Annotated in this window: 23 protein-coding genes, 1 pseudogene and 1 riboswitch; of the genes and pseudogenes, 21 read left to right on the forward strand and 3 right to left on the reverse strand. The window is 70.8% G+C overall.

All coding sequences use genetic code 11. The annotated features are described in order from the left end of the window. Positions 1-54 precede the first annotated feature (54 nt). The 12 genes from secY (at position 55) to truA (ending at position 9026) form a co-directional block, all read left to right on the forward strand. Positions 55-1383 carry a preprotein translocase subunit SecY gene (gene secY / locus ACGFH8_RS22915; protein ID WP_393370260.1) on the forward strand — a complete coding sequence of 443 codons (1329 nt, stop codon included), beginning with the start codon at positions 55-57 and terminating at the stop codon, positions 1381-1383. After that, positions 1384-2037, forward strand: a complete 654-nt coding sequence (locus ACGFH8_RS22920; RefSeq protein ID WP_007465256.1) for an adenylate kinase — start codon at positions 1384-1386, stop codon at positions 2035-2037. 87 nt (positions 2038-2124) lie between these two features. Further along, positions 2125-2976: a type I methionyl aminopeptidase gene (map, locus tag ACGFH8_RS22925; RefSeq protein ID WP_393370263.1), complete on the forward strand. Its 852-nt coding sequence runs from the start codon at positions 2125-2127 to the stop codon at positions 2974-2976. A 183-nt stretch (positions 2977-3159) separates the two neighbouring features. Beyond that, the gene (locus tag ACGFH8_RS22930) at positions 3160-3711 is read left to right on the forward strand and encodes a DUF1707 domain-containing protein (protein WP_393370266.1); all 552 of its coding nucleotides are present in this window, start codon (positions 3160-3162) and stop codon (positions 3709-3711) included. Positions 3712-4202: 491 nt separating this feature from the next. Beyond that, a complete protein-coding gene (gene infA, locus ACGFH8_RS22935) occupies positions 4203-4424 on the forward strand; it encodes a translation initiation factor IF-1 (protein ID WP_007073013.1) in 222 nt (73 codons plus the stop codon). 89 nt (positions 4425-4513) lie between these two features. After that, complete coding sequence (rpmJ, locus tag ACGFH8_RS22940) at positions 4514-4627, forward strand: 50S ribosomal protein L36 (RefSeq protein ID WP_088952025.1); 114 nt, start codon at positions 4514-4516, stop codon at positions 4625-4627. 267 nt (positions 4628-4894) lie between these two features. Continuing rightward, complete coding sequence (gene rpsM / locus ACGFH8_RS22945) at positions 4895-5275, forward strand: 30S ribosomal protein S13 (protein WP_088950226.1); 381 nt, start codon at positions 4895-4897, stop codon at positions 5273-5275. Positions 5276-5362: 87 nt separating this feature from the next. After that, positions 5363-5770, forward strand: coding sequence for a 30S ribosomal protein S11 (gene rpsK / locus ACGFH8_RS22950; RefSeq protein WP_030329919.1), 408 nt, complete (start codon positions 5363-5365; stop codon positions 5768-5770). 13 nt (positions 5771-5783) lie between these two features. Further along, the gene (rpsD, locus tag ACGFH8_RS22955; RefSeq protein WP_030489600.1) at positions 5784-6410 is read left to right on the forward strand and encodes a 30S ribosomal protein S4; all 627 of its coding nucleotides are present in this window, start codon (positions 5784-5786) and stop codon (positions 6408-6410) included. Positions 6411-6508: 98 nt separating this feature from the next. Continuing rightward, positions 6509-7531: a DNA-directed RNA polymerase subunit alpha gene (locus tag ACGFH8_RS22960; protein WP_007465227.1), complete on the forward strand. Its 1023-nt coding sequence runs from the start codon at positions 6509-6511 to the stop codon at positions 7529-7531. A 34-nt stretch (positions 7532-7565) separates the two neighbouring features. Next, complete coding sequence (gene rplQ / locus ACGFH8_RS22965) at positions 7566-8126, forward strand: 50S ribosomal protein L17 (protein WP_393370270.1); 561 nt, start codon at positions 7566-7568, stop codon at positions 8124-8126. Between the two features lie 69 nt (positions 8127-8195). After that, positions 8196-9026, forward strand: a complete 831-nt coding sequence (truA, locus tag ACGFH8_RS22970; RefSeq protein ID WP_393370273.1) for a tRNA pseudouridine(38-40) synthase TruA — start codon at positions 8196-8198, stop codon at positions 9024-9026. A gap of 22 nt (positions 9027-9048) precedes the next feature. On the opposite strand, the gene ACGFH8_RS22975 is transcribed toward truA, so the two are convergent. Continuing rightward, a complete protein-coding gene (locus ACGFH8_RS22975) occupies positions 9049-10119 on the reverse strand; it encodes a hypothetical protein (protein WP_393370275.1) in 1071 nt (356 codons plus the stop codon). Positions 10120-10222: 103 nt separating this feature from the next. On the opposite strand from ACGFH8_RS22975, the gene ACGFH8_RS22980 reads away from it, so the two are divergent. The 3 genes from ACGFH8_RS22980 to ACGFH8_RS22990 are packed head-to-tail and all read left to right on the forward strand — an operon-like array spanning position 10223 to position 13547. Further along, positions 10223-10828 (forward strand): class I SAM-dependent methyltransferase, encoded by a 606-nt coding sequence (locus ACGFH8_RS22980; protein WP_393370278.1) that lies wholly within the window; start codon positions 10223-10225, stop codon positions 10826-10828. A 40-nt stretch (positions 10829-10868) separates the two neighbouring features. After that, the gene (locus ACGFH8_RS22985) at positions 10869-12548 is read left to right on the forward strand and encodes an ABC-F family ATP-binding cassette domain-containing protein (protein ID WP_393370281.1); all 1680 of its coding nucleotides are present in this window, start codon (positions 10869-10871) and stop codon (positions 12546-12548) included. Positions 12549-12584: 36 nt separating this feature from the next. Beyond that, a complete protein-coding gene (locus tag ACGFH8_RS22990; protein ID WP_393370284.1) occupies positions 12585-13547 on the forward strand; it encodes an aldo/keto reductase in 963 nt (320 codons plus the stop codon). A 207-nt stretch (positions 13548-13754) separates the two neighbouring features. Here the strand turns inward: ACGFH8_RS22990 and ACGFH8_RS22995 are convergent, their stop codons facing one another. Continuing rightward, on the reverse strand, positions 13755-14294 hold the full coding sequence (locus ACGFH8_RS22995; protein ID WP_393370286.1) for a hypothetical protein: 540 nt from the start codon (positions 14292-14294) through the stop codon (positions 13755-13757). Positions 14295-14366: 72 nt separating this feature from the next. Beyond that, positions 14367-20210 (reverse strand): ThuA domain-containing protein, encoded by a 5844-nt coding sequence (locus ACGFH8_RS23000; RefSeq protein WP_393370288.1) that lies wholly within the window; start codon positions 20208-20210, stop codon positions 14367-14369. A 311-nt stretch (positions 20211-20521) separates the two neighbouring features. Then, positions 20522-20631, forward strand: a riboswitch (TPP riboswitch). On the opposite strand from ACGFH8_RS23000, the gene thiE reads away from it, so the two are divergent. The 6 genes and pseudogenes from thiE to thiD all read left to right on the forward strand — a co-directional run bounded on the left by thiE (position 20626) and on the right by thiD (position 25108). Then, positions 20626-21252 (forward strand): thiamine phosphate synthase, encoded by a 627-nt coding sequence (gene thiE, locus ACGFH8_RS23005; RefSeq protein ID WP_393370291.1) that lies wholly within the window; start codon positions 20626-20628, stop codon positions 21250-21252. Its footprint overlaps the riboswitch before it by 6 nt. Next, entirely contained in the window at positions 21246-22406 is a 1161-nt protein-coding gene (gene thiO / locus ACGFH8_RS23010) for a glycine oxidase ThiO (protein WP_393370294.1), read from the forward strand. The genes thiE and thiO overlap by 7 nt, the downstream gene beginning before the upstream one ends. Further along, positions 22397-22597: a sulfur carrier protein ThiS gene (gene thiS / locus ACGFH8_RS23015; protein ID WP_393370297.1), complete on the forward strand. Its 201-nt coding sequence runs from the start codon at positions 22397-22399 to the stop codon at positions 22595-22597. Before thiO ends, thiS begins: the two co-directional genes overlap by 10 nt. After that, positions 22594-23373, forward strand: coding sequence for a thiazole synthase (locus tag ACGFH8_RS23020; RefSeq protein WP_393370298.1), 780 nt, complete (start codon positions 22594-22596; stop codon positions 23371-23373). Before thiS ends, ACGFH8_RS23020 begins: the two co-directional genes overlap by 4 nt. Positions 23374-23501: 128 nt before the next feature. Beyond that, positions 23502-24083: pseudogene (locus ACGFH8_RS23025) on the forward strand (thiamine phosphate synthase); the annotation flags it as partial. A 239-nt stretch (positions 24084-24322) separates the two neighbouring features. Then, positions 24323-25108, forward strand: coding sequence for a bifunctional hydroxymethylpyrimidine kinase/phosphomethylpyrimidine kinase (gene thiD, locus ACGFH8_RS23030; protein ID WP_393370301.1), 786 nt, complete (start codon positions 24323-24325; stop codon positions 25106-25108). Positions 25109-25112: the final 4 nt, after the last annotated feature.

Here is a 25112-nt window from a genome sequence, read left to right on the forward strand (position 1 = left end):
CCACACCCACCCGCCAGGGTTCACCGGCGGCCCGCCTCGCGCAGGAGGAAGAAGTTGCTGTCCGCCTTTCTCAGTGCGTTCCGTACGCCTGACCTGCGCAAGAAGCTGCTGTTCACAGTAGGCATCATCGCGGTCTACCGGCTGGGTGCGACGCTCCCCAGCCCGGGCGTCTCGTACGGCAACGTGCAGAAGTGCCTCGACTCCATCTCGGGCGACACGACGGGCCCGCTGAATCTGCTCAACCTCTTCTCCGGCGGAGCGCTGCTCCAGCTCTCGGTCTTCGCGCTGGGCATCATGCCCTACATCACCGCGTCGATCATCCTGCAGCTGCTGACCGTCGTGATCCCGCGGCTGGAGCAGCTCCGCAAGGAGGGCCAGGCCGGCCAGGCGAAGATCACGCAGTACACGCGGTACCTGACCCTCGGCCTCGGTGTGCTCCAGGCCTCGGCCTTCGTGGCCCTGGCCCGCTCCGGGCAGCTGTTCCAGAACAAGTGCGACCAGTTCCCGATCATCCCGACCGGCACCGGCATCCCGGACTGGCTGACCCTGTCCATCCTGGTGATCACCATGACTGCCGGCACCGGCATGGTCATGTGGCTCGGCGAGCTGATCACCGACCGGGGCGTCGGCAACGGCATGTCCGTTCTGATCTTCACCTCCATCGCGGCCCGGCTGCCCGGTGAGGGTGGGCAGATCCTGACCGCCAAGGGTTGGGGCAAGTTCACCCTGGTCATCGCGCTGGTTCTGGTGGTCATCACCGCGGTCACCTTCATCGAGCAGGCGCAGCGCCGGATCCCGGTGCAGTACGCCAAGCGGATGATCGGCCGGCGGATGTACGGCGGCACCTCGACCTACATCCCGCTGAAGGTCAACCAGGCGGGTGTGATCCCGGTCATCTTCGGCTCGTCCCTGCTCTACCTGCCGCAGTTGGCCCTGCAGTTCTTCGACCAGAACGATCCGGGCAAGGTCCAGGCGTGGATCCAGAACAACCTGGTCGCTCCGAACAGCCCGATCTACATCTCGGTCTACTTCCTGCTGATCATCTTCTTCACGTACTTCTACGTCTCGATCACGTTCAACCCGACCGAGGTCGCGGACAACATGAAGAAGTACGGCGGGTTCGTGCCGGGCATCCGGCCGGGCAAGCCGACGGCCGACTACCTGGACTTCATCCTCAGCCGGATCACCCTGCCGGGCGCGCTCTACCTCGGCGTCATCTCGATCCTGCCGAACTTCTTCTTCATCTGGCTGGACAGCCAGCAGTACCAGAACTTCCCGTTCGGTGGCACCGCTGTGCTCATCATGGTCGGCGTCGGTCTGGAGACCGTGAAGCAGATCGAGAGCCAACTCATGCAGCGGAACTACGAAGGGTTCCTGCGGTAGATGAGACTCGTTCTGGTTGGCCCGCCGGGTGCGGGTAAGGGCACGCAGGCTGAGTTCGTCGCTGCGCACCTGTCGGTACCCAAGATCTCGACCGGAGACATTTTCCGCTCGAACGTCACCCAGGGCACGCCGCTCGGTGTCGAGGCGAAGCGCTACATGGACGCAGGCGAGCTGGTTCCGGACGAGGTCACCATCAACATGGTCCGGGACCGGCTGGCCGAACCCGACGCCAGCGAGGGCTTCCTGCTCGACGGCTTCCCGCGGACCACTCCGCAGGCGGCCGCCCTGGACAAGCTCCTCGCCGACCTGGGCACCGCGCTGGATCTGGTCCTGGAACTGGTGGTCGACGACGACGAGGTGATCCGGCGGCTGTCCGGTCGGCGTACCTGCCGCGGCTGCGGCAAGATCTGGCACGTCGAGTTCGACGCCACCACCCGGCCCGGCATCTGCGACAGGTGTGGCGCCGAGCTGTTCCAGCGCGACGACGACAAGCCCGAGACGATCGCCACCCGGCTTCGTGAGTACAGCGAGAAGACCGCACCCCTGGTCGACTACTACGGCGCTCAGGGCAAGCTGGTCGGGATCGACGCCACCGGCCCGGTGGAGGACGTCACCACCCGGGCCATCGACGCACTGCGGTCGTACGGCGGCTGAGGTCCCGCCCGACCACGGCGGATAGAGTGCGAACAGCGGGGTACGCGAGACGTGCCCCGCTCTTCGGCAACGAAAGGTAATCGCTCCATGCGTCGTCCCCAGCTGGACATCCAGCTGAAGACCCCTGACCAGATCGAGAAGATGCGCGCCGCCGGTCTGGTGGTCGCCGAGGCGCTCCGCCGGATGCGGGAGGCTGTCGCCCCCGGTGTGAGCACCGCCGATCTGGACGCCATCGCCGAATCGACCATCCGCGAGGCGGGTGGCGTGCCGTCGTTCAAGGGCTACCACGGGTTCCCGGCGTCGATCTGCTCCTCGGTCAACGAGCAGATCGTGCACGCGATCCCGTCGCCGAAGCAGGTGCTTCAGGCCGGTGATCTGATCTCCATCGACTGCGGTGCGGTGCTGGACGGCTGGCACGGCGACTCCGCCATCACCGTCGGGGTCGGCGACGTCGACCCGGCACTGCTGAAGATGGCCGACGTCGCCGAGGACGCCATGTGGGCCGGCATCGCCGCCGCCGCCCGTGGCGCGGCCAGCGGCAAGGGCCGGCTCACCGACATCTCGCACGCGGTGGAGAGCGCGGTTCGCAAGGGCGGCCGGTACGGCATCGTCGACGGCTACGGCGGGCACGGCATCGGCACCGAGATGCACCAGGACCCGCACGTGCTCAACCACGGCCGGCCGGGCAAGGGCCCGCGTCTGGTGCCCGGCATGGCGTTGGCCATCGAGCCGATGATCACGATGGCGTCCCCGCGTACCGTCGAGTTGGCCGACGGCTGGACGGTCGTCACCCGGGACGGCTCGATCGCGGCGCACGTCGAGCACTCGATGGCGCTGCTGCCCGACGGCGTCTGGGTGCTCACGGCCTTCGACGGAGGCCGCGCCCGACTGGGCGACCTGGTGACCGCCCGCCAACCCGCCGCCTCCACCACCCCCTAACCCCACCCCCACCAACCCCAACCCCAACCCCAACCCCACCCCCCACCGGCCCCACCCCACCCCCCGCCGCGCGTTGATCATGAGGTTGTCGTCATGACACGCCGGGAACGGTGGCTATAACGTCATGATCGACCGGGTTCCCGGGTCGGACGGGACTGGCGCGGCGGTGGCATGCTTGCCGGCATGGACGGGCGCGACGAGATGCGGGCCGCGGACGCGGACCGTGAGGTGGTTGCCGACCGGCTGCGGGTCGCCCTCGGCGAGGGCCGGTTGGACCTGCACGAGTACGACGAGCGGGTGCAGCGGGCCTACGCGGCGCGCACGTACGCCGAGCTGGAGGCCCTGCTCACCGACCTGCCCCCGGTGGCGCCGGCGCAGATGTCGGGCCTGGCGATGGCCGGCGGGCAGACCGTGGGCCCGCTGGACGACCAGCTCGCTCCGGCCTTCACCAGGGGCGTCACGGCCCGCTGGTTGGCTGAGGTGTGGTTCCCGTACCTGCGGGTGATCGCCATCGTGGTGACCATCTGGGCGATGACGTCGCTGCTCAGCCAGGATCTGCTCTACTTCTGGCCGGGTTGGGTGGCGGGGCCCTGGGGTGCGGTGCTGGTGATCCGTACGGTTTCCGGGCTGGCCGCGAAGGAGCCCCAGCGTGAGGCCATCAAGCGCCAACGCCGCCGAGAGCGCAAGAAGGCAAAGCGCGCCATCAAACCAGAAGACACCCCACCAACCCCCTGAACCCCACCCAAACCCAACCCCAAACCCAAACCCAACCCCAAACCCCACCCCGCCACCCGACCCCGTTGATCATGAGGTTATTGCCACCGCTCCCGGCGTGTCGTGGCAATAACCTCATGATCAACGGCGGCGGCAACGGCGGCAACGGCGGCAACGGCGGCAACGGCGGCATCGACGGCGGCGGCGGCAACGGCGGCGGCGGCGGCAACGGCGGCGGCAACGGTGGCGGGGGCGGGGGTGGGGTGGGTCTGGACCGGGGGTGGGGGTGGGGTCCGGTGGGGCGGCGCGCGGTTGGTGGGTGGCCGGTTTGGCGGGTGACCGCAGGCCGGCGTACACTTTCAGATCGGCGCACAGCGTCCACTCCGGCATGCCCACCCTGCGCTTCGGTGGGACCTGGAGCCGCGGCTGGCGCGGTCTTCTGATTCTGATCAGATTTCCGTGTAAGACGTTGTGGGCCGCCCGGAGCAATCGACGTCAGGACAGCGGAGGACATGCCGAAAAAAGACGGAGCCATTGAGATCGAGGGTCGGGTCATCGAGCCCCTGCCGAACGCCATGTTCCGGGTGGAGCTCGCGAACGGCCACAAGGTGTTGGCTCACATCAGCGGCAAGATGCGGCAGCACTACATCCGCATCCTTCCGGAGGACCGGGTCGTCGTCGAACTCTCGCCGTACGACCTGACCCGCGGGCGCATCGTCTACCGCTACAAGTAGTCCTGACGGCGGCCGGGAAGTCCCGTGTCCGTCTTCGACGTCCGGCGTCGCGCACCGCGGCCCCGGGCCAGATGGGAAGTAAGGCAACCGTGAAGGTCAAGCCGAGCGTCAAGAGGATCTGCCAGAAGTGCCGGGTTATCCGCCGGCACGGCCGGGTCATGGTCATCTGCAGCGACCCGCGCCACAAGCAGCGCCAGGGCTGACTCAGCCCGTCCGGCCGTAACACCGGCCGGGTGGCGTTGGTCCAGGCGGATCCTCAGCGACACACACATCACACATGCTCGTCCCAGCCGCGAGCGGTACGCGAGTCGTACTCCTTCGTGGCTGACCCCCGGTCGGAGGCCGGGGCCCGCTCGGGCAGCGACCGATCCCGGTCGCCGGCGCTCACCGCGTCGGAAAGACGGGACGGCCGGTAGCGGGACGGGACGGGTCCACACCTCCGCCACACATCACGAGGAGTACGCCCGCACATGGCACGTCTAGTCGGCGTGGATCTCCCCCGCGAGAAGCGGATGGAAATCGCGCTCACCTACATCTTCGGGCTCGGTCGCACCCGCGCCCAGGAGACACTCGCCGCTACCGGCATCTCGCCGGACAAGCGCGCTCGGGACCTCACGGACGAGGAGCTCGTGCAGCTCCGCGACCACATTGAGGGCAACTACAAGGTTGAAGGCGACCTGCGCCGCGAGGTCGCCGCTGACATCCGCCGCAAGGTTGAGATCGGCTGCTACGCCGGCATCCGGCACCGCCGGGGCCTGCCCGTGCGTGGACAGCGGACCAAGACCAACGCACGGACCCGCAAGGGCCCGAAGCGGACCGTCGCCGGCAAGAAGAAGCCCGGCAAGAAGTAGTTCTTGACCGGATGACGGGGTCGGCCGCCACCGAGGTGGGTCAGGCCGCAACCCAATCCGGAAAGTCAACTAGGAGCGCACAGACTTATGCCACCGAAGGCTCGTGCCGGAGCCGCTGTCAAGAAGGTCCGGCGCAAGGAACGCAAGAACGTCGCCCACGGGCAGGCGCACATCAAGAGCACGTTCAACAACACCATCGTGTCCATCACGGACCCGACCGGTGCGGTCATCTCCTGGGCCTCCGCTGGCCAGGTGGGCTTCAAGGGCTCCCGCAAGTCGACTCCGTTCGCCGCGCAGCTGGCCGCCGAGGCTGCCGCGCGTCGCGCCATGGAGCACGGCATGCGCAAGGTCGACGTGTTCGTCAAGGGCCCCGGCTCCGGCCGGGAAACCGCCATCCGTTCGCTGCAGGCCGTGGGCCTCGAGGTCGGGCAGATCGCCGACGTCACCCCGCAGCCGCACAACGGGTGCCGTCCGCCGAAGCGTCGCCGGGTCTGAGAGGTAGAGAGAGATGGCTCGTTACACCGGTGCAGACTGCCGCCGTTGCCGGCGGGAGAAGATGAAGCTGTTCCTCAAGGGCAGCAAGTGCGATGGTCCGAAGTGCCCGTTCGAGTCCCGGCCGTTCCCGCCCGGGCAGCACGGCCGCGGCCGCACGAAGGAGACGGAGTACCTGCTCCAGCTCCGCGAGAAGCAGAAGGCCCGTCGTGTCTACGGCGTGCTGGAGAAGCAGTTCCGCGGTTACTACGAGGAAGCCGTTGGCAAGCAGGCGAAGACCGGTGAGGTCCTCCTGCAGATCCTCGAGTCGCGGTTGGACAACGTCGTTTACCGGGCCGGCTACGCCCACTCGCGGGACATGGCCCGCCAGCTGGTCAAGCACGGTCACTTCACGGTGAACGGCAAGAAGGTCGACATCCCGTCGTACCGCGTCAAGGAGCACGACATCATCGAGGTTCGGGGCAAGAGCAAGGAGCTCACCCCGTTCATCGTCGCGCAGGCCCAGGCCGGCTCGAAGACGGTTCCGGCGTGGCTTGAGGCCATCCCGAGCCAGATGAAGGTGCTCGTGCACTCCCTCCCGGCCCGGCAGGTCATCGACACGCAGGTCCAGGAACAGCTGATCGTCGAGCTCTACTCCAAGTAGTCCGAGCTCGTTCGGTGGCCCGTCCTTCGGGGCGGGCCACCGGAACAGTTTGTGTCGTGGGCGTCAAATAGCGGGCGCCCCGGAAGAGAAGAGAAAAGATGCTCATCAGCCAGCGACCCTCCCTCTCCGAGGAGTCGATCAACGAGACCCGGTCGCGGTTCGCCATCGAGCCGCTCGAGCCGGGCTTCGGCTACACCCTGGGTAACTCGCTGCGGCGTACGCTGCTGTCGTCGATCCCGGGCGCGGCCGTCACCTCGATCAAGATCGACGGTGTCCTGCACGAGTTCACCACGATCCCCGGTGTCAAGGAGGACGTGGTCGAGCTCGTCATGAACATCAAGGAGCTGTGCGTCAGCTCCGAGCACGACGAGCCGGTCAGCATGTACCTGCGCAAGCAGGGCCCGGGCGACGTGACCGCGGGCGACATCCAGCCGCCGGCCGGCGTCTCGGTGCACAACCCGGATCTCAAGCTCGCCACCCTCAACGGCAAGGGCCGGCTCGACATGGAGCTGACCGTCGAGCGGGGCCGGGGCTACGTGACGGCGGCGCAGAACAAGCAGTCCGGCGCGGAGATCGGCCGGATCCCGGTCGACTCGATCTACTCGCCGGTGCTGAAGGTGACCTACCGCGTCGAGGCGACCCGTGTCGAGCAGCGCACCGACTTCGACCGGCTGATCATCGACGTCGAGACCAAGCCGTCGATGGGTCCGCGTACCGCGCTGGCCTCCGCCGGTTCGACGCTCGTGGAGCTGTTCGGGCTCGCCCGGGAGCTGGACGAGACCGCCGAGGGCATCGACATCGGGCCGTCCCCGCAGGACGCCCAGCTGGCGGCGGACCTGGCCCTGCCGATCGAGGAGCTGGACCTCACCGTCCGCTCCTACAACTGCCTCAAGCGCGAGGGCATCAACTCCGTTGGTGAGCTCATCGGGCGTACCGAGGCCGACCTCCTCGACATTCGCAACTTCGGTCAGAAGTCGATCGACGAGGTCAAGATGAAGCTCGCCGGGATGGGTCTCGGGCTGAAGGACTCGGCTCCGAACTTCGACCCGGCGCACGTCGTGGACACCTTCGGCGAGGCCGACTACGACACCGACGACTACCGCGAGACCGAGCAGCTCTAGTCCGCGCTGCCGCCACAACTGAGGAGCACCAAAAATGCCCACGCCCACCAAGGGCCCCCGCCTCGGCGGCAGCCCCTCGCACGAGCGGCTGATGCTCGCCAACCTGGCGACCGCGCTGTTCCAGCACGGCAAGATCCAGACCACCGAGACGAAGGCCCGGCGGCTGCGCCCGCTGGCCGAGCAGCTCATCACCAAGGCCAAGCGCGGTGACCTCGCCTCGCGGCGGCGGGTGCTGGGTGTCGTCAAGGACAAGGACGTCGTCTACGCCCTGTTCGACCAGATCGCGCCCCGGTACTCCAACCGCCCCGGCGGTTACACCCGGATCGTGAAGACCGGTCCGCGCAAGGGTGACAACGCGCCGATGGCCATCATCGAGCTGGTGGAAGAGCTTCAGGTCGCCGAGCCCAAGGTGAACAAGAAGACCGCCGCCCGCAAGGCCGCGCAGCAGGACAAGGTCGAGGCGCTCGCCCCGGCCGACGAGGCTCCGCAGTCGGCCTCGGCCGACCAGGACTCCGAGGCGCCGGTGTCGGCGTCCGGTGACACCGCTGCGGCGCGCGAGGACAGCGACCTCGCCACCGAGGAGAACAAGGCCTGATTTCGGGCGTCGTTCGGGCCCGGCACCCCTCACGGGGTGCCGGGCTCGATCCGTAACAGGAGGTACGAGGTGGACGAGCGGATCCGGCTGCGGCTGGACGTCTCGTACGACGGCACGGGCTTCTCCGGTTGGGCCGCCCAGCCGACCCGGCGCACCGTCGCGGGTGTGCTCGTCGAGACCCTGGACCTGGTCCTCGGTGCCGGCACGGTCACCGGCCTGACGGTCGCCGGGCGAACCGACGCGGGAGTCCACGCCACCGGGCAGGTCTGCCACCTGGACCTGCCTGTCGACGTGTGGCGGCAGCACGAGGGGCGGCTGTTGCGACGCCTGGCCCGGCTGCTCCCCACCGACGTGCGTGTCCGCGCGATGACCGAGGTGCCGGCCGACTTCGACGCCCGCTTCTCGGCGACCTTCCGGCGCTACGAGTACCGGGTGACCGATGCGCCCTTCGGCGCGGAGCCGCTACGCCGGCACGAGGTGCTGGCCTGGCCGAAGCCGCTCGACCTGGCCGCGCTGAACGCCGCCGCGGCCGGCCTGGTCGGCGAGCACGACTTCGCCGCGTACTGCCGGCGCAAGGAGAACGCGACCACGTTGCGCGAGGTGACCAGGCTGGACTGGCGCCGTGATCCGGACGGCATCCTGGTCGCCACCGTGCAGGCCGACGCGTTCTGCCAGGCGATGGTGCGCAGTCTGGTGGGGGCGATGCTGGTGGCCGGGGACGGTCGCCGCCCGGTCGAGTGGCCGGGCAGCCTGCTCACCCGACAGGACCGTTCCAGCGAGGTGACGGTGGCTCCCGCGCGCGGGCTGACCCTGGTCGCCGTCGGCTACCCCGCCGATCCGTCCGAGTACGCCCGCCGGGCCGACCTCACCCGTCGACTTCGGGTCCCGATCGAGGGCTGAGGGCCGACGGCGCGGCGGGGGCTCACTCCCCGGGCAGGTCGCCGTCGCCGCTGCCGCCTGTGGGTTCCGGAGTGGGCTGGGCGGTGGTGGGTTCCGGTGTCGGCTGGGCGGCGGTGCCGCCGTCGGCCCGCTGTTGCAGGACGCCCCGGCTGAGGTGCATGTCGATCATGTCGAACAGGATCTCGCGGACCGCGGTGTCGCCCGCCTTGATCGCCGCCCCGTCCGCGCGGACGACGAGCGCGTACGCCAGGTAGTGACCGCGCACCTGCCAGCCGACCCGTGCGGGGGCGCTGGCCAGCACGTCGGTGCCGTCTCCGTCGCCGGCGGTGAGGCCACGGAAGCGGCCCTGCCGCTCGTCGAGGAGTGGGCGGATCCGGTCCCGGGCCCGTTCCGCGCTGGCCCGGTCGGTGAGGTTGAACAATCCGGCGGTGACCAGGTGGGCGCCGTCGGGCGTACGCAGGGTGGCCCGGACGACCTGGTTGCAGCCGAGGAGGGCCAGCAGTTCGGCGACCTCGCCGGTGGTGGCGACGGCGCAGCTTCCGCTGGACTGTGTCTTGAGCACCTGGTAGCTCGGCTGGCCGGAGGTGAGTTTCAGCTCCTTGCCGGGGAAGAGTTCCTTGGCGGTGAGCGGGGCCTGGTCGGATTCCCGGGAGTCGAGGGCGAGCCGTTCCGGCGTGGCGGACGTCGGCGTGGCGTTCGGCTGGTATGTCGGTTCGGCCGCCGGTTGCCCGTCGCGCTCGTCGAGCAGCGCGGCGGCGCCGAGGCCGCAGAGTGCGAGCAGCACCAGGACGGCCGCGCCGCCGATCAGCACCTGCCACAGCCGGCCGCTGCCACGGCGGGCACCGGGCTCCGAGGCGGTGGCGGAGGTGTAGACCTGGCTGCGGGGCGGAGCCGGCGGAATGTCGGCACGCGTCGGCGGTGGTTGCGTCGACGGCAGTGCGAGCTGGTTCGCCCGGGGCAGCGACGGCGCGGGGAAGCGGGACGGAGAGGGCCCGGCCGGCGGGGGCGGACCGGCGCCGAACACCGACAGGTCGGACCCGGGCTCCGGGTACTCCTCGAAAGCGTCCTCATCGGACTCGTACCGATACACCATGTCGCCCAGAGTAGGAGCGAATGTCCCTTTAGGGGGTAATATCGGGGAAATGTGCGCGTGGGTCGCGTCATGGTCGGCCCGGGCCGGTGCGAGAATTGCCGGCGTGACCGGCGACCACTACTTCACCGCTCAGCCCGCCAGCGACGCTCCGCCGCGCGAGGTCGAGTTCTCCGTCGCCGACCGCGACTACCGGCTCGTCTCGGCCGGCGGCGTCTTCTCCGCCAGCCGCCTCGACCCGGGCACCGGCGTACTCCTGCGCAAGGCCGAGTTGCCCGCCGCTGACACCGCCGGTGACCTGCTCGACCTGGGCTGCGGGTTCGGCCCGATCGCGTGCGTGCTGGCCGACCTGGCACCGGCGAGCACGGTCTGGGCGGTCGACGTCAACGCCCGCGCCCGCGAGCTGACCGCGGCCAACGCGGCCCGGGTCGACGCCGCCGACCGAATCCGGGTTCGCGCCCCGGACGAGGTGCCGGCGGACACCCGGTTCGCCCAGATCTGGTCCAACCCACCCATCCGGATCGGCAAGGACGAGCTGCACGAGCTGCTGCTGCGCTGGCTGCCCCGACTCGCACCGGACGGCGTCGGCTGGCTTGTCGTCGCCCGCCACCTCGGTGGTGACTCGCTGCAACGCTGGCTCACCGAGCAGAGCTGGCAGGTCGAGCGGTACGCCAGCCAGAAGGGCTTCCGGGTGCTGCGGGTCACCCGGTAATTGGATGTCCCTCCCGCCCTCGCTGGGGCAGGATCCCGGCGTGGGATACGTGGATGTGGCAGCGGTCGGGCACATCCTGCCCGACGGTCGGGAACTCTTCGCCGACGTGTCGTTCCGGGTGGGTGAAGGCAGCAAGGTCGCCCTGGTCGGCCCGAACGGCGCGGGAAAGACGACACTGTTGCGGATGGTCGCCGGTGACCTGCCGGTGCGCACCGGCACGGTCGCCCGGTCCGGCGGCCTCGGCGTGATGCGGCAGTTCATCGGCATGATCGGCGACGAGTCGACGCTCGCCGACCTGGCGTTGTCCCTGGCCCCGCCGCCGCTGCGGGCCGCCGGCCGCCGGCTCGGCGAGACCGAGGCGGCCATGCGGGCGGCCGAGGCGCACGGCAAGTTCAGCAACGCCGCGGGCAAGGCCCAGCTGGCGTACGCCGACGCGCTCGGCGCCTGGGGCGAGACCGGTGGGTACGACGCGGAGGTGCTCTTCGACACCGTCGCGACAATCGTGCTCGGCAAGCCCTGGGACGCCGTCCGGGACCGACCGGTGCGTACCCTCTCCGGCGGCCAGCAGAAGCGCTTCGCGTTGGAGTTGCTGTTGCGCGGCCCGGACGAGGTGCTGCTGCTCGACGAGCCGGACAACTTCCTCGACGTGCCCGGCAAACGCTGGCTGGAGGCGCGACTGCGCGAGTCGACCAAGTCGGTGCTCTACGTCTCGCACGACCGGGAGTTGCTGGCCCAGAGCGCCGACCGGGTGGTGGCCGTCGAAGGTGGCAGCGCCTGGGTGCACCCGGGCGGCTTCGCGAGCTGGCACTCCGCGCGGGTGGCCCGGCACGCCCGCCTCGACGAGCTGCGTCGACGCTGGGACGAGGAACACCAGAAACTGCGCGAGCTGATGCTGATGTACAAGCAGAAGGCGGCGTACAACGACGGGTTGGCCTCGCGCTACCAGGCCGCGCAGACCCGGCTGCGTAAGTTCGAGGAGGCCGGGCCGCCGCCCGTACCCCCGAAGGACCAGGACATCCGGATGCGGCTCAGTGGCGGGCGGACCGGCAAGCGCTCGGTCATCTGTGAGCAGCTCGAGCTCGACGGCCTGACCTACCCCTTCGACCTGGAGATCTGGTACGGCGATCGGGTGGCGGTGCTCGGCGCCAACGGCACCGGCAAGTCGCACTTCCTGCGGCTGCTGGCCCGGGGTGGCACCGACCCGGACCCGGCCAACGGGCCGGTCGACGGGGCCGGCGCGCTCGCGCCGGTGGCGCACGACGGCACGGTACGGCTGGGCGCCCGGGTCCGCCCCGGGCACTTCTCCCAGACCCACGACCGGCCGGAGCTGATGTCGAAGACGCTCGTCGAGATCCTCTGGCGGGGCGACGAGCACCGCACCGGGATGGACCGGCAGGCGGCGATGGGGGTGCTCAGCCGCTACGAGCTGGCCGCGCAGGGCGACCAGCGCTTCGGCACGCTCTCCGGCGGTCAGCAGGCCCGGTTCCTGGTGCTGCTGCTGGAACTGTCCGGGGCGACGCTGCTGCTGCTCGACGAGCCCACCGACAACCTCGACCTGGCCAGCGCGGAGGCCCTCGAAGCGGGCCTGAACGCGTTCGAGGGGACGGTCATCGCCGTCACCCACGACCGCTGGTTCACCCGATCCTTCGACCGGTTCGTGCTGTTCCGCGGTGACAGCGAGGTGGTGGAGACCCCGGAACCGGTCTGGGACGTGGGCTGAGCGGTCCGTGGGTCCGCTGCGGCCGACCGGCATAGGGTGGATCGCGTGACTGACATGACCTATCGCCGGCTGGGCGACTCCGGGCTCGTGGTGTCCGTGGTCGGCATCGGCTGCAACAACTTCGGCCGCAAGCTGGACCTCGACGGCACGCGCGCCGTGGTGGACGCCGCCCTGGATGCCGGGATCACCCTGTTCGACACCGCCGACATCTACGGCGAGCCGCAGGGCGGCTCCGAGGAGTTGCTCGGGCAGGCCCTCAAGGGACGCCGCGACGACGTGGTGGTGGCCACCAAGTTCGGCATGGACATGTTCGGCCTCAACGGGCCGGACTTCGGGGCCCGCGGTTCGCGGCGCTACATCGCCCGCGCGGTGGAGGCGTCGCTGCGCCGGCTCGGCACCGACCACATCGACCTCTACCAGATGCACGAGCCCGACCCGGGCACCCCGATCGACGAGACCCTCGCCGCCCTGGACGATCTGGTCCGCGACGGCAAGGTGCGCTACCTGGGCAACTCCAACTTCGCCGGCTGGCAGATCGCCGACGCGGACTGGGTCGCGTCGTCCAACGGCCGGGCCCGCTTCATCAGCGCGCAGAACCACTACAGCCTGCTGGAGCGCTCGGTGGAGACCGAGATCATTCCGGCCTGCGAGCGGTTCGGCCTCGGCATGCTGCCGTTCTTCCCACTCGCCAACGGGCTGCTCACCGGCAAGTACAAGCGCGAGGCGCAGCCGCCGGCCGGCAGTCGGCTGTCCGGCGGTGGCCGGTACGCGGAGCGGCTGGCCGCGGCCGACTGGGACACCATCGAGGCGATCGAGGCGTACGCGGCCGAGCGAGGTGTGAGCATGCTCCAGGTGGCGATCGGTGGGCTGGCCGCCCAGCCGGCGGTGACCTCGGTGATCGCCGGTGCCACCACGCCCGAGCAGGTACGCGCCAACGCCGCCGCCGGCACCTGGGAGCCGAGCGACGAGGACCTGGCGGCGCTGCGCGCCATCCTCTGACCGAGGTACGGCGCCTGCGCTGGCCTGGTCGGGGAGGGCCGCGTGCGCCGCTCGGTGATCCACTCGCGTTCCTTGAAGTCGGGGTTACCTGCGGGCTTGGAAGGCCCGACTTCAGGGACACCGAGTCGATCACGGGCCGCTTGGACGGCGACGGGCCGGGCCGCTTGTCGCGGCCCGGCCCGGTTGTGGCGCTGGTGTGTTCGTCGGTCAGTCGTTCGGCGTGTTGGTGCGGCGGCGGCCGAACAGCATGACCGCCCCCATCGCCGCGGCGACCAGCACGAGGCCGGCCGCCGCGAACGGCCACCAGCCGGCACCCGCCCCGCTACCGCCGTCGGCCGGCTTGTTGACCGCCACCGGCTTGGGCACCGGCGGAGACTGCGCGGCACGGGCCTGCACCGTGGCGGTGGCCTTGCCCGGCAGGGGAGCGGGGGAGTCCACCCGCACCTTCCAGGTGCCGGCGCTGAGCACCGGTCCGCTGCTGTAGAAGCCCTGCCCCTCGGGCTGCGGCTCCAACTGCACCGGCCCGACCTTCTGCCCGTCCGGGCCGGTGGCGGTGAGCACCAGGCGCACCACCCGGTCGAGCCGCCGGCCATCGGCGTAGGTGGCCTGGATGGTGACCCCCTCCGCCCCGTCGCCGGCCACCGTCAGCTTGAGTTTGTCGGCCCGGGCGGCCGCCGGGGCGGCGGAGAGCAGGGTCAGGGCCAGGCCGGCGAAGACGGCGGCCAACACCTTGCGGATAACCGTCACGGACATCTCCTCGACTACGAATGAGGGAGGCCCCTCCCCGACGCCGAAGCGTCGGGGAGGGGCCTCGTCGGATCAGAGCGGGCGACCGGGTGCCAGCCGGGTGGCGTCGCCACCGAGCCGCCCGGTGCCCTTGACCGGTTCGCCGTCGTTCGCCTTGACGCCGGCCTTGCTGGCCGCGCCACCGAGACGAACGATCATCGCGTCGGTGTCCCGGACGAGGACGTCCCGGACCTCCGCCTCGGCCACCAGGGCGGCGTCGGCGGCGAGCGTGCGGAACGCGGTCAACTGCTTGATCGCCTTGCTGTCGTTGCCGGCCGCCTCGGCCTGACGGGCCGCGTCGAGCTTCGCCGTCAACTGCTTGTGCGCCTTGGCCGACAGTCGACCCGTCGCCTTGAACCGGTCCAGCAGGTTCTGCATGTCCCGGAACGAGGTGGTGACGAAGAACCGGACCGCCGAGGTGGTCTGGTTGCCCGCCTTGTCGGTCGCGGTCACGGTCAGCTCGTGCAGGCCGAGCGGCAGCTCGTACATGGCCTGCAGGGTGCCGCTCGTGTACGCCTGGCCGTCCAACGTGCCGACCACAGTCGCGATGCCCGAGGTCGGGTCGACGGCCTGCCAGGACACCCGAACGTCCTGGCTGTCTCCGTAGAGCTGGCCGTCGGCGATCCCGGACACCAGCAGCGTCGGCTTGGTGCCGTCGATGCGCAGCACTGCCGACTTGAGCGTCTCGGCGTTGCCCGCCTTGTCGGTCGAGCGGAACAACAGCTCGTGCTGCCCGTCACCGGTCACCTCGACCGGCGTCGTGTACGGCGTCCAGGTGCCACCGTCCAGCGACCACTCCACCGTCTTCACGCCGGAACCGGCGTCGGTCGAGGTCAGCACGACCGGGATCGTCCCGTTGTGCCAGCCGGCGTCGTTCGCCGGAGCGAACGTCGCAGTGGTCACCGGCGCGGTGGCGTCGATCTTGGCGGAGACGGTCTTCGTCTCCTCCACGTTGCCGGCCTTGTCGGTCGAGCGGAACCGCAGCGTGTGCTCGCCGTCACCGCTGATGGCCACGGGTGCGGTGTACGCCGTCCAGGCGGTCGCCCCGTCCAACTGGTACTCCGTACCGGCGAGACCGCTACCGCCAGCCTCGTCGGCGCCGGTGAGCGTGACCGTCACCGGCCCGGTGTACCACCCGTCGGTCGGGGTGCCGGAAACCGCCGCGGTGGTGACCGGCGCGGTCTCGTCGGCCACCTCCGTGCTGAGCCGGAAGTAGTCGAACGAGGCGGTCTTCGACGCCGTCTGGTTGGCGCCGAGGGTGAACAGCCCGACCTTCGGGGTGGCCCCGACCGCGCTGTTGGTAAGTGCCTCCAACGCGGTCCAGGTCGTCCCGTCCGCCGAGTACGACGCGGTGAACGTGTTGCCGGTGCGGGCCAGCCGCAGGTGCCACACCGCCGAGGTCAGGCTGGTGGCCTCGGGCTGCGGGTTCTGCACCACCCCGGCGATCTCGCTGCGGAACTCGATCCGCCGCGTCACCGCCTGGCCGGCCTGGTTGTCCGCGATGAAGTCGAACTTCACGTAGTTGTCGTCGTCCGCCTGCACGAGCAGACCGGCCTGCTGGTACTGCTCGTTCAGCAGGCTGCCGTCGACCTTCGTCTCCAGGGTCCAGTCGCCGGACGGCGCGGTCTGGAGGATGAAGTTCTTCGGCCCGGTGTTGTCGGTGCCGTAGATGTCACCGTTGGGCACGTCGATCCGCAGCGCGCCATCGGCGACCCGGTAACCGGCCGGGTCCTCCCGCGTGATGGCGTCCCACCGGCACTTGTCCAGCGAGCTGCCGGTGAACTCGTCCGACGGGTCGACCGGGCCGGCCGGAGCGTCCGGCGTGACCTGGAACGAGTCGAACGCGGCGTCGACAACAGGCGCCTCGGTGCCTCCGTTGAGGGCGAAGACGCCGATCCGCGGGTTGGTGATGCCGGCGAGCGCGGCCGAACGGCCGACCGGGGTGAAGGTCTGCCCGTCGCCCGAGGCGGACGCGGTCAGGTTCGTCCCGTCGCTGGTGATCCGCAGGTACACGGTGTCACCCGCCGGTGCGTTGGTGGCGTCGGCGGCCTCGTTGCGCGGCGTGGCGGCCGTCTCCCGGATGAACTCCACCCGCCGGCTGCCGTTGTACAGCAGGTCGACCTTGGCGTAGTTGTCGTCGTCGCCGTACACCAGCAGGCCGGCCTGCTGGTAGTTGGCCGTCACCGGGAGGGTGACCTTCGTGGTCATCTCCCAGGCGCCGGTCGGCGCCGCCTGGAGCACCAGGTTCGTGGCGTCGTTGCGAGCCCCGTAGAGGTCACCCACGCCGGTGGGCAGCCGCAGCGCGCCGCCACTCTGCGAGTAGAGCTGGTTCTCCCGGATCACGCTGGTCCAGCGGGCCTTGTCGAGGCTGTTGCCGTTGAAGTCGTCCGAGCGCGCCCCGAAGCAGGACGTGTCCGGAGCGTCCACCCGCACCGGCACCGTGGCATACGCCTTGGCGCCCAAGCTGTCGGTCACCGTGAGGGTGGCCGTGAAGGTGCCCGGGTTGGTGTAGGTGTGGCTGGCGTCCAGGGTGGTCGCCGAGCCGCCGTCACCGAAGTCCCAGGCGTACGTCAGCGGGGTGTTGCCCTCGGCGTCGGTGGCCGTGCCGTCGAAGGCGACGGTGACCGGCGCGGTGCCGGTGGCCGGGGTGGCCGTGGCACTGACCGCCGGCGGCGCGTTCTCGGTGACACCGCGGCCGACGAAGTCCATCCAGTTGACGTTGAACAGCGAACCCGTTCCGCCGTTCGGGTCGCGGGCCACGAAGAACAGCGAGCCGCTCGCGGCACCGGTGACCGGCGCGCTCACGTCCGTGTACGTCTGCCACGCACCGGTCGACGGCACGACTGCCGTGGCGACCACCGGTCCGTCGACAGCACCCGCGTGGACCTCGATCCGACCGCCTGCGGCGGCCGAGGCGGCCCGGAACCGGATCTCGGTGATGTTGGTCAGGTCCGCCGGAGCGACCGACCACCAGTCACCGTCCTCGATGAACGCGATGCTCTGGCCGCCACCCGCGGTGTCGGCCCCAGCCTCACGCTGCACGCCGGCGTCTCCGCCGCCGGTGCTCACCGGCGTCCGCCCGGTGGCGGTGAAGTACTCGGCCTGCTTCTGCTTGGGCTGCAGGATCTCGATCTGCCGACCGGTGAGCGCACCGGCGCCGCCGGCACCACCCTCGTCGGTGTAGGTGGCCTCGAAGACCGCGAAGACGTTCGCCTCGGCGCCGTGCCCGGAGGCGAGCGACGTCTGGACGGTGCCGGTGCAGCCGGTGTGCTGCTCCAGCGGGTGGGCATGCTCGTCGTGACCGAGCAGCACCTGGAGGTTCACCTTGGCGCAGTCGATCTCCCCGTCCTCGGGGTCGGTCACCTTGATCGTGTACTTGACCTGGTCGCCCCAGTTGAAGAAGCCACCGTCCGGCGGGAACTCGATCGTCACCGTCGGTGCGGTGTTGCCCACGGTGACCGGCACGTTGGCCACCGCGGTACGGCCCTTCGGGTTGGTCACGGTGAGCTGGGCGGTGTAGTTGCCCGCCGTCGCGTAGGTGTGCGTCGGGTTCGCCTCGGTGGAGGTCTGCCCGTCGCCGAAGGCCCAGGCGTAGGTGAGCGCGCCACCGTCCGGGTCCCGGGAGCCGGCGCTGGAGAAGGTGACAGCCAGCGGTGCCGGACCCGAGGTGGGGTTGGCGGACGCCGCCGCGATCGGCGCGCGGTCACCGGCGGTGTAGTCGATCCGGTAGATGCCGGAGTTGTCGTTGTTGCCGCCGAAGCCGCTGCCCCACTCGATCAGGTACAGCGCGCCGTCCGGGCCGAACTCGAAGTCCATCGGCCGGATCATGCTCATCCCGGTGAGCAACTGGTTGATGTCCACAAGCGACTTGCCGTCGGCGGTCACCTGCATCGTGTACATCTTGTTCTGGTTCCACTCGCCGAGCAGCGCCTTGCCGTCGTAGTACGCCGGCCACTTGCGGGTGGAGTTGAGGTTGGGGTCGTACCGGTAGGCCGGGCCGCCCATCGGCGCGCCACCGCCACCGATCTCCGGGTACCGCGCGTCACCGGCGTAGCCGTAGTCGACGGTGGCCGGGACGACAGGGGGGAGGTTGGTCAGGCCGGTGTTGTTCGGCGAGTTGTTCACCGGCGCGGCGCAGTCGAACTTCGCGCCGCTCGGGCCGGACGGGAACGTGTAGTCGTTGTAGGCCTCGTTCGTCCCCGTGCAGTACGGCCAGCCGTAGTTGCCGGGGGTCACGATGTTCCACTCGACCAGACCGCGGGGGCCCCGGTCCGGGTTGTTCGCGTTGGCGTCCGGCCCGTAGTCGCCGACGTACAGCGTGTCGGTCTTCGGGTCGGTGCCGATCCGGAACGGGTTGCGGAAGCCCATCGCGTAGATCTCGGGACGGGTCTTCTCGGTGCCCGGAGCGAAGAGGTTGCCCGTCGGAACGGTGTACGTCCCGTCGTCCTCCGGGTGGATCCGGATCACCTTGCCGCGCAGGTCGTTGGTGTTCGCCGACGTGCGCTGCGAGTCGTAGTCCTGGCGGCCCGGCCGCTCGTCGAGCGGCGCGTACGCGTTCGACTCGAACGGGTTGGTGTTGTCACCGGTGGCCAGGTAGAGGTTGCCGGCGCTGTCGAACGTCATGCTGCCACCCGCGTGGCAGCAGGTGTTGCGCTGCGTGTCGACCCGCAGGACCTGCTTCTCGCTGGCCAGGTCGATGGTGTCGCCGGTCACCGTGAACCGGGACAGCAGGTTGCGCGTGACGTTGTCGTTCGGGGCGTAGTAGAGATACACCCACTTGTTCGTGGCGAAGTCCGGGTCGAGCCGGATGCCGATCAGACCGTCCTCGTTGCCGGTGAAGACGTCCAGGTCGACGGCGGTGACGGTGTTGCCGGTGTCCGGCTTGATGATCTGCACCCGGCCGTCGCGCTCGATGTAGAAGACCCGCCCGTCGGGGGCGATGTCGAGCTCCATCGGGTTGCTGGTGTTGCTGTCCAGGGAGACCTTCTCGAAGTTCGAGGTCTTCGTGGCGCCGCAGTCGGCGTCCTGGACACCGGCCGCGGTCCGGATGCCGCCGAGCAGGTGGGACAGGAACTCGGGCTCGGCGTACGACTCCCGGGTGTGCCCACCGCCGGTGTACCAGGAGCGACCGCCGTCGAAGTCCTGACACCAGGAGGTCGGGTGGTCGGCGCCCATCGCGCCCGCGCCCGGCGTGTAGCTCTTTTCGTCCAGGCTGGCCAGCACGTGCACGTCCGGCCGCGGGTTGGTCTGGAAGTTGTACCACTCGTCGAACCGGGACCAGCGGTCCGGCAGTTCGGCGGTGGACGGGTGGGCGTGGTCCTCCACCTTGACCGTGGCCTGCTGGTTCTGCGGGTGGTTGGCGAAGTACGCGCCGACCAGGTCGCCGTACCAGGCCCAGCTGTACTCGGTGTCCGACGCGGCGTGGATGCCGACGTAACCGCCGCCGGCCTTCACGTAGCGCTCGAACGCCGCCTGCTGCTCGGCGTTGAGGACGTCACCGGTGGTGGAGAGCCAGATCACGGCCTTGTACTTCGCGAGGTTGGCGTCGCTGAACGCGGCGCCGTCCTCGGAGGTGTCCACGGTGAAACCGTTTGTGGCGCCGAGCTGTTGGATGGCGGCGACACCGGTGGGGATGGAGTCGTGCCGGAAGCCTGCGGTCTTGGAGAAGACCAGGACCGAGAAGGGATCGTCGGCGGCCTTCTGGGGCGCCTTCGGCGCCACCTGGGTGACCGGGGTTCCGGCCGCTGCCTCCCGTGGGGGGACCTGTGCGGCGGCCGGCGCTGCCTGCGCGGGCGTGCTGAACAGGGTCGTCGAGGCGAGGGCCAGGGAGATGAGGGTTGCGGTGATTGGTACGCGGGCACGACGAGAACGGGACACGCCGCCTCCTGTGTCGTAGTGACGGAGATCGCGGGAGTCGGCTCGCCGAAGGCCGTCCCTGATGGAGCCGGTGGTCACACCCTGCCAAGGTGCCCCCACCGACATTTTGTCGAATCGCTAAACAAATTAATTCGACTGGCTCGATGTCCGGCAAGATGCGGGCGGGTAACGGTTCTGCAACGGCAGGCGACATTCCGAACAGGACCGCAGGAACCACCCCACAGATCTAGCTCGATTCGGTGCGTTCCGACCCGCCGGCCGCCGCCGAACCTCGCCTTGGCAGACCGACGGATCTGTCGTACGGTGACACGCAAGTAACCCACGGGAGCCCGGTGTACCGGGCTGAGAGGGGGGCTGACAGCCCCCGACCGTCGAACCTGATCCGGATAATGCCGGCGCAGGGAGGAGAGTTGCCGTGCCGTCCCTGGGGCGACTGCATCTGATCACCGACACCCGACCCGGTCGGGACCCGCTCACCGTGGTCCGGGCCGCCCTCGCGGTGGCCCGCGCCGACCTGGTGGTGCAGGTCCGGGTCGAGGACTCCGCCACCGACCGCGAGGCGTACGACCTGGCCCGGCGGGTGTTGGCGCTCTGCGTGTCGTACGACGCGACCTGCCTGGTCAACGACCGGCTGCACGTGGCGCTTGCGGTGGGCGCGGCCGGCGGGCACATCGGAGCGGACGACCTCCCGGTCGCCGCCGCCCGTCGGGTGCTCGGCCGCAGCGGCGTGCTGGGAGCAACCGCCCGCGCACCGGAGACAGCGAGCGAGGCCGTCGCGGCGGGAGCCGACTACCTGGGCGTCGGCCCCTGCCACCCGACCAGCACCAAGTCCGGCCTGCCGGACCCGATCGGGCCGGCCGGGGTCCGCGCCGTGGCCGACGCCGTCGACGTGCCGGTCATCGCGATCGGTGGCGTGACCGCGGCTCGGGTGCCGGAGCTGCGGGCCGCCGGGGCGTACGGGGTGGCGGTGGTCGGGGCGGTGTCCGCCGCCGCCGACCCGGCTCGGGCGACCGCCACGCTGATCGAGGCCCTGACGTGCTGACCGGCCGGTCGGAGTCGGCGTCGTCGAACGACCGGGCCCGGCCGGACGTGGCGGTGGTCGGGGCGGGGCCGATCGGGCTGGCCATCGCCTGGCGCTGCGCCGCCCGTGGGCTGCGGGTGGTGGTGCACGATCCGGCGCCCGGCTCGGGGGCGTCGGCGGTGGCCGCCGGCATGCTCGCCCCGGTCGCCGAGGCGTACTTCGGTGAGCACCGGCTGACCGAGCTTCTGCTGGCGTCCGCCGCCCGCTGGCCCACGTTCGCCGACGAGCTTGCCGAAGCGGCAGGCGCCGACATCGGCTACCGGACCGAGGGCACCCTGCTGGTCGGGTTGACCGCCGACGACCTGGCCGAGGCGCGTCGGCTCTGGGCGTACCAGCAGGGGTTGGGTCTGCCGGTGACCCCACTGCGCCCCAGCGAGCTGCGCGACCGCGAGCCGGCGCTCGCCCCGCGGGTGCGCGGCGGCGCGCTCGCGCCCACCGACCACCAGGTCGACCCCCGACTGCTGGTGCCGGCGCTGCGCACGGCCGCGCGGCGGGCCGGCGCGGTGCTGGTGCCGCGGGCGGTCGCCGACCTGTCCGACATGGACGCGCGAATCACCGTGGTCGCCGCCGGCTGCGGGGCCGCCGCGCTCACCGGCCTGCCCGTGCGGCCGGTGAAGGGCCAGATCCTCCGGCTCCGCGCGCCCGGCGGCGTCGCGCCGGGCTTCCGGCACGTGATCCGGGGGTACGCCGACGGCGAACTCGTCTACCTGGTGCCCCGACCCGACGGCGAGGTCGTGCTCGGCGCGACTGTCGAGGAACGCTCGGACACCACCGTCACCGCCGGTGCCGTGCAACGCCTGCTCCGCGCCGGCGTCGACCTGCTGCCCGAGCTGGCCGAGTACGACCTGGTCGAAGCGGTCGCCGGGCTGCGCCCCGGAACCCCGGACAACGCGCCCATCCTCGGGCCGCTGCCCGACCGGCCGGACGTGCTGGCCGCCACCGGTCACCACCGGCACGGCATCGTGCTCACCCCGGTCACCGCCGACCTGATCGCCGACCTGGTGTGCACAGGCGTACCCGATCCGCTGCTCGCGTCCTTCCGGCCGGACCGGTTCGCCGGCGCGGCTGCCGGCGGCGGGCCCGGACCGACGATGAAGGGGGACCAGTGGAGTTGACGGTCAACGGGGCCGGACGAAGCGTCCCGGGTGAGATGTCGGTGGCCGACCTGGTCGGTGCCGTCGCCCCGCAACCGCGTGGGGTGGCCGTCGCGGTCAACGGCGAGGTGGTGCCCCGGGCGGGCTGGGCGACCACGGCGCTGCGCGACGGGGACCGCGTCGAGGTGCTCACCGCGGCGCAGGGCGGGTGAGGGGCGTGTCGTTCGAGCTGGGTGGGCAGACGTTCACCTCGCGGCTGATCCTCGGCACCGGTGGCGCCGCCAACCTGCACGTGCTGGAGCAGGCGATCCGGGCGTCCGGCACCGAGCTGGTCACCGTTGCCCTGCGCCGGGTGGACACCGCGCCGGGCACGGCTGGCGGACTGCTGGACCTGCTGGACCGCTGCGGGGTACGGCTGCTGCCCAACACCGCCGGCTGCCACACCGCGACCGAGGCGGTGAAGGTGGCCCGGCTGGCCCGGGACGCGTTCGACACCGACTGGGTCAAGCTTGAGGTGATCGGCGACGAGCGGACCCTGCTGCCCGACGGGGTGGAGTTGCTCCGCGCCGCCGAGGAGCTGGTCGCCGACGGCTTCACCGTGCTGCCGTACACGAGCGACGACCCGGTGCTCGCCCGGCGACTCGCCGACGTGGGTTGTGCCGCGGTGATGCCGGCCGGCTCCCCGATCGGTTCGGGGCTCGGCGTCGGCAACCCGCACCACATCCGGCTCATCCGGCAGTGCGTCGACGTGCCGGTGATCCTCGACGCCGGCATCGGCACCGCCTCCGACGCGGCCCTGGCCATGGAGTTGGGCTGCGACGGGGTGCTGCTGGCCAGCGCGGTGACCCGGGCCGCGGACCCGGTGGCGATGGCCACCGCGATGCGGTACGCGGTCGAGGCCGGGCGGCTGGCGGCCGGCGCGGGCCGGATCGAGCGCCGCTTCCACGCGCTCGCCTCCACCCCCGACGAGGGAAGACCCGACCTGTGACCGCGCCGCTGCCACCGGGAGGCGCGCCGCCGCCACCCGGAGGCGCGCCGCCGCCGGGAGGCGCGCTGCCGCCGGCAGATCTTGGAAGCAAACCGCCCCCGGAGGGGCGCATTCCTTCCAAGATCTCGTTGGGCACCGTGCCGTCGGGGGTTGTCGTTCTTAGCGATCGGCGTGTCGCTCGCGGTGGGCTCGAGCGGGTTGTCGCGGGTGCCGTGGCTGGGGGAGTGCGCTGGGTGGTGCTGCGGGAGAAGGACCTGCCCCGCGTCGAGCGCGCCGCCCTCGCCGTCGCCCTGCGCGCGATCCTCGCCGACGTCGGCGGAACCCTCGTCGTGGCCGGTCCCGACCCGCTCGGCGGCGACGCCGTCCACCTGCCCGCCGCCGGCCCGTACCCGCCGCCGACCCACCGCCTGGTCGGCCGCTCCTGCCACGACGAAACCGAGCTGAACCGCCTGACCACCGAGCACTACGCCACCGTCTCCCCAATCCACCCCACCAGAACGAAACCGGGTTACGGCCCACCCCTGGGCACCGAAGGGCTGCGCAAGCTGATCAGGATCAGCCCCGTGCCACTGCTGGCGCTAGGCGGAGTGGAAACCCCGGAACAGGTAACCGCCTGCGTCCAAGCAGGAGCCGCAGGGGTGGCAGTCCTGGGCGCACTGATGCGAGCCAAAGACCCGACCGAAACAGCCACGATCCTGACCAGCGCTTATATCGAGGCGGTCACCCCCGAGCTCCCAAAACCCGGCGCGGGCTCACCCAGGTCTCCACGCGCGGGGCTGCGGCCGACCGTGCCCACGCAGGGATCAAGCCTGACCGCCCGGAGTGGGCACGGTCGGCCGCAGCCCTCAACCGCAACCACAAACGGCCAGCCCTCAACCGCAACCACAAACGGCCAGCCCTCAACCGCAACCACAAACGGCCAGCCCTCAACCGCAACCAAGGAGGAGAAGTGACACCGAGCACCATCCTCACCATCGCCGGCTCGGACTCCGGCGGTGGCGCGGGCATCCAGGCCGACCTCAAGGTCTTCGCGGCGCTCGGCGCGTACGGCACGAGTGTCCTCACCGCGGTCACCGCGCAGAACACCAGGGGTGTCGACGCGGTGCTGCCGCTGCCGCCGCGCACGGTCGTCGAGCAGCTGGACAGCGTACTCACGGATTTCAGCGTGCGCGCGGTCAAGACGGGGATGCTCGGCACCGAGGCGGTCGCCGACGCGGTGGCCGAGGCCGCCCGGGACGGCCGGCTGCCGCAGCTCGTCGTCGACCCGGTGCTGGTTGCCACGAGTGGACACCGGCTCGGCGTGGTGGGTGCGGTGGAGCGGCTGCTGCCGTACGCCCGGGTGGCGACGCCGAACTGCGCGGAGGCCGCGGCCATCACCGGACGCGGAGTGGACGACGTGGCCGGGATGGTCGTGGCCGCCGAGGCCCTCGGGGCCGGCGGCCCGGAGTACGTCGTGGTCACCGGCGGTGACCTGGACGGCGGCGAGGCGGTCGACGTGTTGCACGGCGGCGGCGAGACCACCCTGCTGCGCGCCCCCCGGGTGGACACCCGGCACACCCACGGCACCGGGTGTTCGTTCTCGGCGGCGATCGCCGTGCGGCTCGCCTTCGGCGATCCGGTGCCGGCGGCGGTGGGAGCCGCGAAGGAGTACGTGCTCCGTGCGCTGACCGGCGCACGGGGTTGGGAGCTGGGCGCGGGGCGTGGACCGCTGGACCACTTCGGCTGGTCCGCTTGATCAC

The sequence above is a fragment of the Micromonospora sp. NPDC049175 genome, assembly GCF_043197345.1.
GTDB lineage: Bacteria > Actinomycetota > Actinomycetes > Mycobacteriales > Micromonosporaceae > Micromonospora.

Coding starts and splice junctions, on each gene's coding strand:
- rpsM (WP_088950226.1), top strand. CDS start 4,895: ATGGCACGTCTAGTCGGCGTGGATCTCCCCCGCGAGAAGCGGATGGAA.
- rpsK (WP_030329919.1), top strand. CDS start 5,363: ATGCCACCGAAGGCTCGTGCCGGAGCCGCTGTCAAGAAGGTCCGGCGC.
- ACGFH8_RS22920 (WP_007465256.1), top strand. CDS start 1,384: ATGAGACTCGTTCTGGTTGGCCCGCCGGGTGCGGGTAAGGGCACGCAG.
- rpsD (WP_030489600.1), top strand. CDS start 5,784: ATGGCTCGTTACACCGGTGCAGACTGCCGCCGTTGCCGGCGGGAGAAG.
- ACGFH8_RS22975 (WP_393370275.1), bottom strand. CDS start 10,119: ATGGTGTATCGGTACGAGTCCGATGAGGACGCTTTCGAGGAGTACCCG.
- ACGFH8_RS22960 (WP_007465227.1), top strand. CDS start 6,509: ATGCTCATCAGCCAGCGACCCTCCCTCTCCGAGGAGTCGATCAACGAG.
- rplQ (WP_393370270.1), top strand. CDS start 7,566: ATGCCCACGCCCACCAAGGGCCCCCGCCTCGGCGGCAGCCCCTCGCAC.
- infA (WP_007073013.1), top strand. CDS start 4,203: ATGCCGAAAAAAGACGGAGCCATTGAGATCGAGGGTCGGGTCATCGAG.
- map (WP_393370263.1), top strand. CDS start 2,125: ATGCGTCGTCCCCAGCTGGACATCCAGCTGAAGACCCCTGACCAGATC.
- ACGFH8_RS22930 (WP_393370266.1), top strand. CDS start 3,160: ATGGACGGGCGCGACGAGATGCGGGCCGCGGACGCGGACCGTGAGGTG.